This window comes from Roseomonas sp. OT10 (assembly GCF_020991085.1).
GTDB lineage: Bacteria > Pseudomonadota > Alphaproteobacteria > Acetobacterales > Acetobacteraceae > Roseomonas > Roseomonas cutis.
The window spans coordinates 3,973,132-3,986,998 of record NZ_CP087719.1 but is presented as its reverse complement, the minus strand read 5'-3'; the positions used below and the strand labels follow the sequence as shown (position 1 = coordinate 3,986,998).

At 75.0% G+C, this 13,867-nt stretch carries 14 protein-coding genes; 3 read left to right on the top strand and 11 right to left on the bottom strand.

The genetic code is table 11. The features are described 5' to 3' along the window. Window positions 1-70 precede the first annotated feature (70 nt). From LPC08_RS18135 to LPC08_RS18110, 6 genes are read right to left on the bottom strand one after another with little or no spacing between them, the layout of a single operon-like run. Complete coding sequence (locus LPC08_RS18135) at window positions 71-1,708, bottom strand: AMP-binding protein (protein WP_230449636.1); 1,638 nt, start codon at window positions 1,706-1,708, stop codon at window positions 71-73. Next, complete coding sequence (locus LPC08_RS18130) at window positions 1,705-2,454, bottom strand: enoyl-CoA hydratase/isomerase family protein (protein WP_230449635.1); 750 nt, start codon at window positions 2,452-2,454, stop codon at window positions 1,705-1,707. The genes LPC08_RS18135 and LPC08_RS18130 overlap by 4 nt, the downstream gene beginning before the upstream one ends. Continuing rightward, entirely contained in the window at window positions 2,451-3,650 is a 1,200-nt protein-coding gene (locus tag LPC08_RS18125; RefSeq protein WP_230449634.1) for a CaiB/BaiF CoA transferase family protein, read from the bottom strand. Before LPC08_RS18125 ends, LPC08_RS18130 begins: the two co-directional genes overlap by 4 nt. Beyond that, window positions 3,647-4,345 carry an enoyl-CoA hydratase/isomerase family protein gene (locus tag LPC08_RS18120; protein ID WP_230449633.1) on the bottom strand — a complete coding sequence of 233 codons (699 nt, stop codon included), beginning with the start codon at window positions 4,343-4,345 and terminating at the stop codon, window positions 3,647-3,649. The genes LPC08_RS18125 and LPC08_RS18120 overlap by 4 nt, the downstream gene beginning before the upstream one ends. Further along, entirely contained in the window at window positions 4,342-5,322 is a 981-nt protein-coding gene (locus LPC08_RS18115) for an NAD(P)H-dependent flavin oxidoreductase (protein ID WP_230449632.1), read from the bottom strand. Before LPC08_RS18115 ends, LPC08_RS18120 begins: the two co-directional genes overlap by 4 nt. Window positions 5,323-5,324: 2 nt before the next feature. Then, entirely contained in the window at window positions 5,325-6,296 is a 972-nt protein-coding gene (locus tag LPC08_RS18110; RefSeq protein ID WP_230449631.1) for a Bug family tripartite tricarboxylate transporter substrate binding protein, read from the bottom strand. A 118-nt stretch (window positions 6,297-6,414) separates the two neighbouring features. On the opposite strand from LPC08_RS18110, the gene LPC08_RS18105 reads away from it, so the two are divergent. Next, window positions 6,415-7,398, top strand: coding sequence for a Bug family tripartite tricarboxylate transporter substrate binding protein (locus tag LPC08_RS18105; RefSeq protein WP_230449630.1), 984 nt, complete (start codon window positions 6,415-6,417; stop codon window positions 7,396-7,398). Between the two features lie 372 nt (window positions 7,399-7,770). Here LPC08_RS18105 and LPC08_RS18100 read toward each other — a convergent pair whose 3' ends face one another. From LPC08_RS18100 to LPC08_RS18080, 5 genes are read right to left on the bottom strand one after another with little or no spacing between them, the layout of a single operon-like run. Beyond that, on the bottom strand, window positions 7,771-8,583 hold the full coding sequence (locus tag LPC08_RS18100) for an enoyl-CoA hydratase-related protein (RefSeq protein ID WP_230449629.1): 813 nt from the start codon (window positions 8,581-8,583) through the stop codon (window positions 7,771-7,773). Then, window positions 8,580-9,506, bottom strand: a complete 927-nt coding sequence (locus tag LPC08_RS18095; RefSeq protein ID WP_230449628.1) for a hydroxymethylglutaryl-CoA lyase — start codon at window positions 9,504-9,506, stop codon at window positions 8,580-8,582. The genes LPC08_RS18100 and LPC08_RS18095 overlap by 4 nt, the downstream gene beginning before the upstream one ends. Further along, window positions 9,503-10,369, bottom strand: coding sequence for a CoA-binding protein (locus LPC08_RS18090; RefSeq protein ID WP_230453109.1), 867 nt, complete (start codon window positions 10,367-10,369; stop codon window positions 9,503-9,505). Before LPC08_RS18090 ends, LPC08_RS18095 begins: the two co-directional genes overlap by 4 nt. Then, complete coding sequence (locus LPC08_RS18085; protein WP_230449627.1) at window positions 10,369-11,517, bottom strand: ATP-grasp domain-containing protein; 1,149 nt, start codon at window positions 11,515-11,517, stop codon at window positions 10,369-10,371. Before LPC08_RS18085 ends, LPC08_RS18090 begins: the two co-directional genes overlap by 1 nt. 56 nt (window positions 11,518-11,573) lie before the next feature. Then, window positions 11,574-12,389 (bottom strand): alpha/beta fold hydrolase, encoded by an 816-nt coding sequence (locus LPC08_RS18080; RefSeq protein ID WP_230449626.1) that lies wholly within the window; start codon window positions 12,387-12,389, stop codon window positions 11,574-11,576. Between the two features lie 113 nt (window positions 12,390-12,502). Here LPC08_RS18080 and LPC08_RS18075 point away from each other — a divergent pair, with 113 nt between their 5' ends. Together LPC08_RS18075 and LPC08_RS18070 are read left to right on the top strand one after the other, a co-directional pair. After that, window positions 12,503-13,039: a MarR family winged helix-turn-helix transcriptional regulator gene (locus LPC08_RS18075; protein WP_230449625.1), complete on the top strand. Its 537-nt coding sequence runs from the start codon at window positions 12,503-12,505 to the stop codon at window positions 13,037-13,039. 463 nt (window positions 13,040-13,502) lie between these two features. Next, entirely contained in the window at window positions 13,503-13,721 is a 219-nt protein-coding gene (locus LPC08_RS18070; protein WP_230449624.1) for a type 2 periplasmic-binding domain-containing protein, read from the top strand. The last annotated feature ends 146 nt before the right edge of the window (window positions 13,722-13,867 follow it).

Here is a 13,867-nt window from a genome sequence, read left to right as displayed (position 1 = left end):
GCCTGGGCTCAAGCCTAGGCCCTCAGGTTAAGCCACCTGTCCGGTCGAAATGAGGGGGCACTCCACGGCGTTACACCGACGACCGATCAGGAGGGCCGTTGCGGCCGAGGATTCTGACCGCATGCTCCGCCAGGTGCCGCTTCTGGATCTTGGAGCTGGCGGTCATGCCGATGGCCTCGAAGCTCTCCACCACCAGCACGTGGCGCGGCACCTTGAAGCCGGCCATGTTCTCCCGGCTCCAGGCGATCAGCGCCTCCGGGTCGCAGGACTGGCCCTCGTTCGGGATGACGAAGGCGCACACCACCTCGACCAGCCGCGGGTCGGGCACGCCCACCACCACCGCCTGCCGGATCGCCGGATGGCGGTGCAGGATGTCCTCCACCTCCGCGGGCGAGACGTTCTCGCCGCCCACGCGCACGATGTCCTTGGCGCGGCCGGTGAACTCCAGCCGTCCGTCCTCGCCCAGCCGGCCCAGATCGCCGGTGGCGAGCCAGCCCTCGGGCGAGAGCGCCTTCGCCGTCTCCTCCGGCTTGTCGAAATAGCCCTGCATCACGTTCCAGCCGCGCACCAGGATCTCGCCCGGCTCGCCCGGCGCGCAGTCCCCGCCGCCATCCAGGGCGCGGATGCGGACCTCCACCCCCGGCTCGGGCAGCATGCGGCCGGCGACGCGCACCGCCTCCGGCTCCCACCAGGCGGATTGCGAGACGTTGGGCGAGGCTTCCGACAGGCCGTAGCCGACGACGCATTCCCGCGCGCCCAGCTCGTCGATGATGCGCCGCACGATGCTGGGCGAGGCGGCGGCCCAGGCGCCGCGCAACGCCAGCCGCCGGCCCGCCCGGTCCGGGTGGTTCAGCAGCATCAGCGCCATGGTGTCGTTGCCGGAGAAGTGGGTGCAGCGCTCCTCCTCCATCAGCCGCAGCGCCTCGGCCGGCTCGAAGCGGTCCATGGAGACCAGGGTCGCCACGTGCTGCAGGCAGGAGAGGATGGAGAGGGTGGTCCCGGCGACATGGAAGAAGGGACGCGCGCTGTGGAAGCGGTCGGCCACGCGCAGCCCCATGCGCCCGCCGGAGAAGAAGGCGTCCGCGCACATGCTGCGATGGGTCAGCAGCACGCCCTTGGGGAAGGCGGTGGTGCCGGAGGTGTACTGGATCAGCAGCACGTCGTCCGGCGTGCAGGCGGCGGGGACGTCGCGCCCCTCGCCCGCCGCCAGGAACTCCTCCCAGCGCCGCGCCCCGGCCGGGACGTCCTCGCCCAGCACCACGACCTGCGCGAGATCGGGCAGGGCCGCGTCCGGCAGGCCCGTGTCGATGCCCGGGCAGATGCCGCGCAGCATCGCGACGAAGTCCACGCGCAGGAAGCGGTCGGCGGTGAGCAGCAGCCGCACCCGCGACTGGCGCAGGGCATAGGCCATCTCCTCGCCGCGGAAGCGCGTGTTCACCGGCACCGTCACCGCGCCGAGCGAGCCCAGCGCGAGGAAGATCGCCACCCAGCGTGGACCGTTGCCCAGGCAGAGCCCGACATGGTCGCCGTGCCCGATCCCGGCCGCCGCCAGCGCCGCGCGGATGCGGGGCACCTCCGCCGCCAGCCCGGCATAGGTGATGCGGCCGGAGGGGACGACGACGGCCTCCACCTCCGGCGCGATGGCGGCGGCGCGGTCCAGCGCCCGCTGCGTCGTCAGCGGGCAGACGGCATCGAGGTCGAGGCTCATTCCGCCGCCTTCCCGAAGCCCGCGATCCCCTGGCGCCATTCGCCGCCGGCGAGGTTCTCCTCGATCGCCAGCAGCTCCGTCGCCAGGGCGCCGCGCGGGTCGCGCTCCAGCCCCTCGTCCACGCAGCGCTTGGCCAGGCGCATCGCGGTCGGCGGCGCCCCGGTCACGGCGCGGACGATGCCGGCCAACTCCTCCTCCAGCGCCTCGGGCGCCACCAGCCGCGCCACCAGCCCCGCCTCGCGCGCCTCACCGGCCGACAGCGTGCGGCCGGTGAACATCATATCCTTGGCCAGCCGCTTGCCCAGGATGCGCGGCAGGCGCTGCGTCGCCCCCACCGTGCCCCACAGCGCCTCGGGCGTGCGGAAGGAGGCGGCGGGCGTCGCCACCACGAAGTCGCAGGCGGCCGCGATCTCCACCCCCGAGCCCACCGCCGGCCCCGTCACCACGGCGACGGAAGGCATCGGCAGCCGCTCCAGCGCGTCATAGGCGGCGAAGCCCTTCAGGCGGCGGGCGCGGACCTGGTCCTCGCTCATCCCCTTGCGTTCCTTCAGGTCGGCGCCGGCGCAGAAGACCGGCCCCGCGGCCCGCACCAGCACCAGCCGCGCCTGCTCCGCGACCGCGCGCCGCGCGGCGGCGAGCAGCGCCTCGGCCAGCGCGGTGTTCAGGGCGTTGCGCGCCTCCGGCCGGTTCAGCGTCAGGGTGGCGACGCCGCCTTCCGCCATCGCGTAGAGCAGGGGTTCCGTCACAGCGCACCGTCCTCCCGCAGCGCCTCGATCCGCGCCGCATCCATCCCCAGCCGCTCCCGCAGCACCACGTCCGTATGCTCGCCCAGCAGCGGCGGGCGGCCGAGCGCCGGGTCGTCCCAGCCCGCGAAGCGCAGCGGCACCGGCAGGGCAGGGAAGCTGCCGAGCGTCGGGTGCTCGAAGCGCCGGACCATGCCGCGCGCCTGCACGTGCTCGTCGGCCAGCACCTCGTCCAGCTCCAGCACCGGCCCCGCCGGCACGCCGGCCGCATCCAGCCGGGCGAAGGCCTCGCCGCGCGGCAGGCGGGCCATGGCGGCCGACAGCGCCGCCATCACCCGCTCGCGCTGCGCCACGCGCCCGGCATTGCTCCCCAGCGCCGGGTCGGCCGCCAGCTCGCCCAGCTCCAGCGCGGCACAGAGCGGCGCCCAGTGCTGGTCGCTGGCGGTGATGTGCAGCCAGCGGCCGTCGGCGCAGCGGAAGCTGGCGCTCGGCACCCGGCCGGGATGCTCCGTGCCCAGGCGCGGCGGCACCTCCCCCAGGGCGAAGACCCGGGCGGCGGCGATGGTGAGCTGGGCCACCTGCGCGTCGAGCATGGAGACGTCCACATGCCCGCCCTTGCCCGTCCGCTCCCGCCCCTGCAGCGCGGCGAGGATGGCGATGGCGACCCAGAGGCCGGAGGAGATGTCGGCCACCGGCAGGCCGGGCTTGACCGGCCCGCCGCCGCGCTCGCCGGTCAGGCCCATCAGCCCGCCCATCGCCTGGAAGACGGTGTCGTAGCCCTTGCGTCCGGCATAGGGGCCGCTCTGGCCGAAGCCGGTGCAGGAGACGTAGACGAGGCGCGGGTTCACCGCCGCCAGCGCCGGCCAGTCCAGCCCGCGCCGCGCCAGCGTGCCGACGGGGAAGTTCTCCACCAGCACGTCCGCCTGGGCGGCGAGGTCGCGGATCACCTGCCGCCCCTCCGCATGCCGCAGGTTCACGGTGATCGAGCGCTTCGCCCGGTTCACCGCCATGTAGTAGCCGCTGACGGAGCCGCCCGGCCCCTCGGCGAAGGGCTCGAAGGAGCGGGTCTCGTCGCCCGAGCCGGGCTGCTCCACCTTGATGACCTCGGCCCCCATCTCGGCCAGCAGCATGGTGGCGAAGGGGCAGGCGAGGACCCGGGAGAGGTCCAGCACCACCAGACCGTCCAGCGGCCGCGTCATGCCAGCGCCTCCCGTTCGGCACGGGCCCGGGCGAAGCCCTCGGTCAGCGAGGGCGGGGCGGCGGCGCAGAGCCGCTTCAGCGCGCGCATCCGCGGCACCGGCAGGCTGGCCGCCTCCCGCGCCAGGCGCCCCGCCTCCGCGAGCAACGCCTCCGCCGGGACGACCGCCTCCGCCAGCCCGAGCGCCAGCGCCTCGGCGGCCGGCAGCGGCTGCCCCGTCGCGAGCAGGCGGAAGACCTGCCGCGGCGGCAGGTGCTGCCGCAGCACGGGGGCCATCAGCGCCGGCAGCATGCCGTGCCGGGCCTCGGGGAAGCCCAGCGTGGCGTCCTCGGCCAGCACCAGCCGGTCGCAGCACAGCGCCAGCGCCGCCCCGGCGCCCAGCGCCGCGCTGTGCACGGCGGCGACCACCGGCTTTCCCGTATCCCCGGGCGCCAGCAGGATCGCCTCGCTCAGCGCCGCGCGCGCGGCCTTCGCCACGGGGTCGTCCGCCAGGGCGCGCAGCTCGCCCAGATCGGCGCCGGCGCAGAAGCCAGGCCCCTCGGCGGCCAGCACGATGGCCGCCACCTCCGGCGCCGCCTCCGCCTCGCGCAGCGCGGCGATCAGCGCCTCCCCCAGCGCCGTGTCGAGGGCGTTGCGCTTCTCCGGGCGGGCCAGGGCAAGCGTACGGATGCCGTCATGGTCCCCGATGCGGATCATGCGGCGGCCCGCGCCTCCGGCTGGCCGGCGAGGCGGCGGCGCACCGCCTCCGCTTCCGTCACCAGCCGGCGCATCACCTCCGCGGCGGGCAGGATGTCGTCGATCAGCCCGGCGGTCTGGCCGGCCTCGACCTTGCCCCATTCCACATCGCCGTCGAGCGCGGCGAGCTTCAGGCTGCGGCTGGCATAGAGGGCATCGAGCGCCGCCTTGTCCTGCCCGGCGCGCTCGGCCGCATCGACCTCCTCCGTGAAGCGGTTGCGCACCTGCCGCACCGGCAGCCCGCCGCGCCCGACCAGCGTGGTGTCCGCCAGCCCGGCGCGCAGGACGCTGTCCTTGTAGGCGGCGTGGACCGTCGCCTCCTCCGTCATCAGGAAGCGCGTGCCGAGCTGCGCCCCCTCCGCGCCCAGGGCGAACATCGCCGCGATGCCGGCGCCGTCCGCCACGCCGCCCGCGCCGATCACCGGCACCCGCGCCGCGCGCGCCACCGCGCGCACCATCACCATGGCGGAGACCTCGTCCGGCGCCGGGTGCCCGCCGGCATCGCCGCCGACGACGATCAGCCCGTCCACCCCGGCCGCCTCGGCCTTGGCGGCGTGCAGGGGGGAGGCGACGACGTGCAGCCATTTGGCGCCATAGGCCCGGAAGCGCGGCAGATGCGCCTTCGACCCGCCCTGGGAGCAGATCAGGATGGGCACGCGCTCCGCCTCGACGATGTCGAGGAACTCGGCGGAACGCTTGTTGTAGAGCGGCACGTTGACGGCGAAGGGGGCGTCCGTGCCGGCCCGCACCGCGCGGATCGCCTCGACCAGCGCCTCGGGCCGCATCGGCCCGGCGGCGATGGTGCCGAGCCCCCCGGCCCGCGCCACGGCCAGCGCCAGGGCGGCGGAGGAGGAGGCCCAGCTCATCCCCCCCTGCACGATCGGATAGCGGATGCCGAGCAGCGCCGGCAGGCGCGAGGGAAAGCCGAACTCCGTCATCGTCACAGCGCCTCCGCCCCGGTGCTGCGCACGATCGGGCCCCACTTGGCCGCTTCCCGGCGCAGGAAGTCGAGATAGGCCTCCGGCTCCATCGGCGAGGACTCGCCGCCCTGCTTGGCGAATTCCTGCACCAGCGCCGGATCGCGCAGGGCCTTCAGCGCCGCCGCCCGCAGTGCCTCGCGGATCGGCGCGGGCGTCGCCGCCGGCAGGGCCAGCCCGTACCAGTTGTCCGAGTTCACCTGCGGCAGGCCCAGCTCCGCCGTGGTCGGCACCTCCGGCAGGGCGGCCACGCGCTGCGCCGTGGTGACGGCGAGCGGCCGCAGCGCGCCGGCCTCGATATGCGGGCGCAGCACGGGAACGTCGGCGGTCATGAAGTCGAAGCGTCCGGCCAGCAGGTCCGTCGCCGCCGGGGCGGCGCCGCGATAGGGGACGTGCAGCGCCTCGATCCCCGCGGCCGAGGCGAAGAGCGCGCTGGCCAGGTGCGTCAGCGACCCGGCCCCGGCCGAGCCGTAGGACATCTCGCCCGGCCTGGCCTTTGCCTTGGCGATCAGCGCCTTCAGGTTGGCGGGGCCGGAGGCGGCGTTGACCACCAGCACCTCCGGCACGCGCACCACCAGCGTCAGGTGCGCCAGGTCGCGCTCCACGTCGAAGGGCATGCGCTGCTGCGGCATGGCGGGCGCGATGGAGAGCGCGCCAGGGCCGGTGAAGCCCAGCGTCAGCCCGTCCGGCGCCGCCCGCGCCACCGCCTCCGTCCCCACCAGCCCGCCGGCCCCGGTGCGGTTCTCGATCACCACCGGCTGGCCGAGCTGGCGCGACAGCGCCTCGGCGAAGAGGCGGCCGAAGATGTCGGCGGGGCCGCCCGCGGCGAAGGGGACGATCAGGCGCAGCGGCCGGTCCGGCGACCAGCCCGCGGCCAGGGCGGGGCGCAGCGCGGGCAGGCAGCAGGCGGCGGCAAGCAGGGTGCGTCGGAGCATGGCATTTCCTCGGTCTTCCGCATCGCGGCGAAGCTCTTGCCAGCAGGGCTAGAGGTTTTAGTTGATCTTATCAACCAATTTCTCCTAGCCTGTGCGCAGAAGATCGGGGAGGAACCGAATGTCCCATTCCATCGCGCGCCGTCGCCTGCTGGCCGGCGCGGCGCTGTCCGGTGCCATGCCCTGGCTTGCCGCCGGCCCCGCCCGTGCCGCCGGCTGGCCGGAGCGCACGCTGCGCTTCATCGTCCCCTTCGCGCCGGGCGGGCCGGTGGAGGTGCCGGCGCGCTTCATCGCCGAGCACCTGACCCAGCGCCTGGGCCAGAGCACCATCGTCGAGACCAAGCCCGGCGCCGGCGGGGCGCTGGGCATCCAGTACGTGGTGCAGGCGGGCGACCCGCACACGCTGCTCTTCACCACCTCCTCCGTGTCGATCCTGCCGGCGCTGCTGCACGACCCCGGCTACGACCCGTTCCGCGACCTGGTGCCGATCAGCATGGTGGTGGAGATGCCCATGGCCATCCTGGTGCGCCCGGACTGGCCGGGCCGCAGCCTGGACGATCTGCTCGCCCGCGCCCGCGCGCAGCCGGGGAGGATCAGCTTCGCCTCCTCCGGCGCCGGCTCCACCACCCATCTCGGCGGCGAGCTGCTGAAGGTCCGCGCCGGCATCGACCTGCTGCACGTCCCCTATCGCGGCGCCGGACAGGCGGTGAACGCCCTCTACGCCGGCGACACCGACCTGCTCATCACCGGGCTGATCGAGACGATGACCCATGTGCGCGAGGGCCGGCTGCGCGCCCTGGCCGTCACCTCGCCCCAGCGCAACAAGGCCCTGCCCGACGTGCCCGCGATCGCCGAGGCCGTGCCCGGCTACGACATGCCCATCTGGTACGCCATGCTCGGCCCGCGCGGCACCCCGCCCGCCGTGGTGGAGCGCCTGGTGCAGGAGATGGCGCCCCTCCGCGAGGGCTCCGTCCTGGCCCAGCGCCTGGAAGCCTCCGGCGCACGCCTCCTGCTCGACGGCCCCGCCCCGCTCGCCGAACGCCTCCAGCGCGAAGTACCGTTGTGGAAGCAGGTGGTGGCGCAGGCGGGCATCCGGCTGGAGTGATACGCCCAGCGCGGTGCCGTGGCCCGTGGCGCCCGCTCCCCGGGGGCAAGGCGCTGCCTCGCCCCCGTACCCCCACTCCGCCAGGACCCTGCGGGCCCTGGACCCGAAGGGCGCTGCCGCGGGACAGCCTGTAACGGGGTCGAGGCGCCGAGGAGCCACGCTCCTCGGCGGGCACGGCCTCCGCGTTCGCGGACGCTTGCTGAAGCTTTTCGGAGTCCCGCCTGTCCGCGTTGCGTCAGGGTTCCGCCCGCAGGCTGACGCCGACAACACCTCGCCAGACTCCCGCCGGGGTCCGGGGGCCGGCCCGCCCCCGGCGGAGAGGGTCCGGGAGAGGCAGCGCCTCGCCCGGGGGACACCACGCGAACCGACGCCTCAGCGCACAGCCCAGGCTGGCGCCCGCTTCTCGCGGAAGGCGGCGATGCCTTCGGCGGCCTCGCCGGCCGCGGCCTGGGCAAAGGCGCGGGCGCCCGCCTCGGCATAGCCCTCCGGCGCCACGGGGCCGAGCGCGGCCAGCAGCTCCTTCGTGGCCGCCAGCGCGCCGGGCGCGCCCTGGCGCAGGTCGGCGAGCACGGTCGCCAGCCGTGCATCGAGCGCGGCGGCGTCGGGCAGCACCTCGTGCACCAGCCCGGCGCGCAGGGCGGTGGGCGCGTCCCAGGCGTCGCCCTGCAGCACCAGCCGGGTGGCGTCGCTGCGGCCCATGCGGCGGACCAGCCAGGGCAGGATCTGCGCCGGCACCAGGCCGCGCCGCACCTCGGGCGCGGCGAAGCGCGCGGTGGCGTCGGCCAGGGCGAGATCGGCGGCGCAGACCAGGCCAAGCCCGCCGGCATAGGCGGAGCCCTCGATGCGGGCGATCACCACCTGCGGCAGCGCGGCCAGGGCGGCGAGGCGCGCGGCGGTGCGGCGGTTGCGCTCCAGTTGCGCGGCACGCTTCTCCTCGGGCGCCTGGGGCGTGCCCGCCTCGGCCAGGTCGAGCCCGGCGCAGAAATGCCCGCCCGCGCCGCCGATCACCAGCACGCGCGTCTCGCGGTCCTCGCGCAGCCCGGCGATCATGTCGTCCAGCGCGGCGGCAAGGGCGGCGCTGAGCGCGTTGCGGCGCGCCGGGCGGTTCAGCGTGGCGTGCAGCACCGGGCCCTCCCGGCGCAGCAGCAGCGGGTTCTCCTCCCGGTCCATCTCCCCCTGGCTCATGCATGCTCTCCCAGCCGGGTGGTGCGGGCGTGCAGGCGGCGGCCGAGCAGGGTCTCGGCGGCCCGCCCGGCCTCGCGCACCGCCGCGATGTCCAGCCCGGTGCGGATACCCATTGCCTCGAACAGGGTGGCGAGGTCCTCGGTGCAGACATTGCCGGTGAAGCCCTCGCCATAGGCGATGCCGGCGGGGTGCCCGCCCGTGCCGCCCAGGGCGGTGTCGAAATGCGTCACCCCCGCCTCCAGCGCGGCGACGCAGTTCGCGATGCCCGTGCCGCGGCTGTCGTGGAAATGCGCGATGAGGACGGTGTCCTCCGGCAGGGCGTCGCGCAGGCGTCGCATCAGGGCACGCACGCGCGGCGGCGTGGCGCTGCCGATGGTGTCGCCGATGGCGATGCGGGTGACGCCGAGTGCGAGGAAGTGCTGCGCATCCTCCACCACGCGTTCCTCCGGCGTCGGGCCGTCGAAGGGGCAGTCGAAGGCGACGGAGATGGTGCCGACCGTGGTGAAGGCGCCGCCGGCCAGCGCCGCCATCTCCTCCACCTGGGTCCATTGCTCGGCGCGGGAGCGGCGCAGGTTCTTCTGCGTGTGCCCCTCCGAGGCGGAGACGAGGAAGCTGATCTCCTCCGGGCCGCGGCCGGCCTCGCGCGCGGCCAGGGCGCGGCGGACGGCGGCGGGGTTGGGGCAGGTGGCCTTGAACAGCACGCCCGGGCGCGGCGGCACGGCGGCCAGCACCGCCTCCGCATCGGCGAATTGCGGGATGTACTTCGGGTGCGAGAAGGAGGTGATCTCGATGCGCCGGAAGCCGCAATCGGCGATGCGCGCCAGCATCGCCGCCTTGGCCGCGGCGGGCACCACCTCCGGCTCGTGCTGCAGCCCGTCGCGGGCGAAGCACTCGCAGAGGACGACCTCGGGGTTCTGGCTCATGCGGGCAGCAGCTCCTTCAGCCGGGCGATGGCGTCGTAGGGGGTGGCGGCGGTGATCGCGCCCGCCGCGCCCAGCGCCGCGAGCTTGGCCGCCGCCCCCTCGCGCGCGCTGCCGATCAGCGCGCCGGCATGGCCGAGCTGCCGGTCCGCCGGGGCGTGCCGCCCGACCACGGTGGCGACCAGCGGCTTGGGGAAGCGCGCCAGGGCCTCGGCCAGGGCGTATTCCTTGTCGCCGCCGACCTCGCCGCAATAGAGCACGGCGCGCGTGCCCGGATCGGCGGCCAGCCCGTCGAGGTATTCGTGCGGGTTGCGGCCGATCACCGAATCCCCGCCCAGGTGCAAGGCGAGCCGCTGGCCGATCCCGGCCGCCGTCAGCAGCCGCGCGACGGTCAGGGTCAGCGTGCCGCTGCGTCCCAGCAGCGCCACGCCGCCGGGCATGCAGAAGGAGGGGGCGATGGAGCCCAGCAGCCCCTCGCCGGGGACGCAGAGGCCGAGCGTGTTCGGCCCCACCAGCCAGCTTCCCGCCTCGCGCGCCGCCCGGGCCGCCCGCAGCCCGTCATGCAGCGGGACGTATTCCGCCGCCGCGACGATGGTGGGGATGCCGGCGGCGGCGCATTGCCGGATGGCGTCGGCCGTGCCCTCGGGCGGGGTGTAGAGGATGGCGGCATCGGCCGGCGCCTCCAGATCCGCTAGGCTGTCGAGCAGCGGCAGCCCATCCAGCGCGGTGCCGCCGCGGCCGAGGGCGATGCCGGCGACGATCCGCGTCCCCGCCTCGCGCATGCCGGCGACCTGCCGGGCGGCGTAGCGGCCGGCGGGGTTGAGGACGATGACCCGTTGCGGGAAGGCGCGCAGGAAGGGCGGCATCACGCGGCACCCCCTTCCAGCCGCGCGGCCATGCGGCGGATCAGCGCCAGCGGGTCCTCCTCCAGCAGCACGACGCCCGCCGCGCGCAGCCGCTCCCGCGCGGCGGCGGCGTCGAAGCCGCGCGTGGCGGCATGGGCGGCGGCGAAGCCCGCGAAGACCGGCTTCGGCGGCGGGCGGCGGGCGAGGAAGCCGAGCAGCGCCTCCACCCGCTCCGCCAGCGGGCGGGAGGCGAGGGTGGTGTAGAACAGGATCGCCCGCACCCCGTCCCGCTCCGCGAGGTCGAAGGCCGCCTCCAGCCGCGCCTCGGTGGTCTCGGCCGGGCCGCCGCGCAGGTTGTCCATGAAGCAGGCGGCGCGCAGCCCGTGATCTGCCAGCAGGTCCATCAGCAGCATGCCCAGCCCGGCGCCGGCGGAGACCACCGCCACGTTGCCGGGCATTTCCACGAAGGCGAAGCCGCGGTCGCGGGCACGGCGCTCCAGCGGCGTCAGCGCGGCATCCTCCAGCGCCGCGCTGCCGGCCGTGGCCGCCGCGTCCTGGCGGTCCAGCGCCGCATCGTCACGCACCAGCTTGGCGTCGCAGGCCAGCAGCCCGGTCGGGGTGACCGCCAGCGGGTTGATCTCCAGCAGCGTCAGATCCTCCGTCACCGCGAGGCGGGCCAGCCGCACCACCTCCCGCGCCAGGCGCGCGGCCAGGGCAGGGGGCAGGGCGTCGCGCAGCGCGGGGTAGAGGCGCTCGGCCGCATCCGGCGCGCCGGGGTCGAGCGGCAGGCGGAGCAGGGGCGCGCCCTCCTCCACGGCCATGCCGCCCTCGGCGGAGACCAGCGCCTCCATCCGCTGCGCCGTGCCGTCGACGCGCAGGGCGACGTACAGCTCGCGCTCGATGGCGACCGCCTCCTCCACCAGGAAGCCGACCGGGCCGGCGATGGCCTCCATGGCCGCGCGGGCCCCGTCCAATTCACCGGCCGTCACGCGGCGCACCAGGCCGCGCTTGCCGCGGCCGCCTTCGAGGAGCTGCGCCTTCAGCACGAGGCCGGGCCAGTCGGGCAGCGCCGCCGGCAGGGGGGCGCCAGGCGGGATGGCCAGGCCGCGCGGGACGGGAATCCCGTGCCGGCGCAGCAGCGCCTTCGCCTCCATCTCGGTCAGACGCATGCCTTCCCCCCCCGTGCTGTCGTTGCGGGGGTTGTCGCAGATTATGGTTGATAATGTCAACTATATAGCGGCAGCCCGGCCATCCAGCGCAGCAGCGCCCGCACCACCGCCTCCGGCTGCTCCGGCAGCAGGGCATGGCCGGCGCGGGGGATGGTGGCGATGGTCACGCGCTCGCCCAGGCAGGCCTTCAGGAAGCCGCCTTGGGCCGGGGGCGCCACCGCATCCTCCTCCGCCTGGAGGTCCAGCAGCGGCGCCCGCCCGGCGGCGAAGAAATCATCCACCGGGGTCCGCTCGATCGCGGCGCGCTGGGCCCGCTTGGCCGCGGCATGCCAGCCGGCGAGCCAGGGCGAGGGATCGTGACCCGGCGCGAAGAAGGCCGTGCGCAGATGGGCCAGCCGCTCCTCGGCCGGCAGGGCCTCGTCGCCGGAGCCCATGATCGCCGCCCGCATCGCCGGGCCGATCGTGACCTCTCCCGGCGGCGCCTTGCCCGGGGAGGCCGCCAGCAGCGCCACGCCGCGGACCAGCTCCGGCCGGTCCGCCGCCAGGCTGCGCGCGACGTAGTTGCCGAAGGCGTGCCCGGCGACCACGGCCGGGGCGGCCGCCAGCGCGACGATCACCGCCGCGACATCGGCCGCCAGGTCGTGCAGGGTCACCCCCTCCACCGGCCCCGTGCTGTCGCCGACCCAGCGCGGCTGTGGCCGGATCACCCGGTGCCCCGCCGCCGCCAGGGGCGGGACCAGGGCGTCGAAATCCTCCGCGCCCCGGCCGAGGGAGGGCAGCAGGACCAGGGCCGGGCCCTCCCCGGCCACCGTCACCGCGATCCGGGCGCCGTTGGGCGCGGCGATCCGGTGCGCCTGCTCATGCCGTGCCATCGCCGCCTCTCCCGCTGTGTCGGGGGAGGAGGCCCGGCATCCGTTGATGGCGTCAACCTTCCGGCGGATGGCCTGCTTTGTCCGGCGGGCGGTCACCCGTAGGATGGCACAGCATGGCTCGATCCGACCCTGATGCCGATGACGGCCCGACCGATCCGCGGACCATCCGCGACCTGCTCTCCTATCGCATCCATCAGCTCGCCAATGCGCTGAGCCGCGGCGCCGCGCTGCGCTACCGGCAGGAATTCGACGTCAGCCTGATGGAATGGCGCATCCTGGCCCTGCTGGGCGACTTCGCGCCGCTGACCCTGACCGACCTCGCCCGGCAGGGAGGGCTGGACAAGGGCCTCGCCAGCCGCGCGGTCAGCGGCCTGGTCGAGCGCGGCCTGGTCCGGCGCGGCACCAGCCGCCATGACGCCCGGGAGCTCGCCCTGAGCCTGACGGCACCCGGCCGCAAGGTGTTCCGGGGGCTCATCCGGGCGGCCTGCGAGCGCGACGACGCCTTCCTGGGCGCGCTGGACGGCGAGGAGAAGGACGTCATCGACCGGGTGATCCGCAAGCTGCTGGCGGTGGCGCGCGCCCAGATGCTGGAAGACGACACCGTGAAGGCACCGCCAACGTGCCCGCCCCGGAGCGAGCAGGCTGAGTGACCGGCGCCTGGCCCGCTGACCGGAGGCGCTGCATCTGCCGACCTCGTCGCTGCGCCATGGCGCCCCGGCGCACCGGCTCTTCCGCCGGGGCGTGGGGGCTGCCGTCGCCCGCCTGCCGCGCCCGCACCACCGCGCGCCGTCTCCCTCGGCCAGGCCGCGTGCCATCATCCCCCCGGCCGAGGCGCGTCACCCTGCGCACCCGGAGGCCACAACCCTGTCGGCATGAGCCACCGTTCAGGGTCTCCGGCAAGCCTGGGGTGGTTCAGTTCACGACCGGACGAACGTCGTGTCTCGCCAGGTCACGTGCCAACCCGACCTCCCCTGCCGGATGGCCATGGGTTCCGGAGGCAGGCTCGGATCGAGGACAGCGGCAAACAGGTCTTCCGTTGCCGGTAGCAACGGAAAGCGATGGACGCCCAGGGCCGCCTCCAACCCTTCCGGGCCAAATGAGATGCGGAGCCTGATGGACGGGCTGGAGGTAATCCTGAGGCTGGTCGAGCGCGATATGGGGGTGACGTTGATGCCGGATTGGAGTCTTGGCCAGTATCAGGAATCACGGCTGCGGCGGATCATCGTGGATGACAGCGCCTTTGTGCGTGAGACGGGGCTGCTGGGTCAGCGCGGCCCCCGGGAGGCGCTCATCGCCGCTTTTCTGAGCACCTTGATCCCACCTGAGCTGTAGGGCTGTGCCGGCGTTGAAGATCCTGTGGCGTTGATCTTGAGGACGACCTCATCCAGCTGCCACTGGACGTTCCGGAACGCGGTGTAGCCCGGCGCGATGGTGCCCAGTCGCGTGTCGCAGGCAGTCCGGTGCGGGAACAGTCCGGC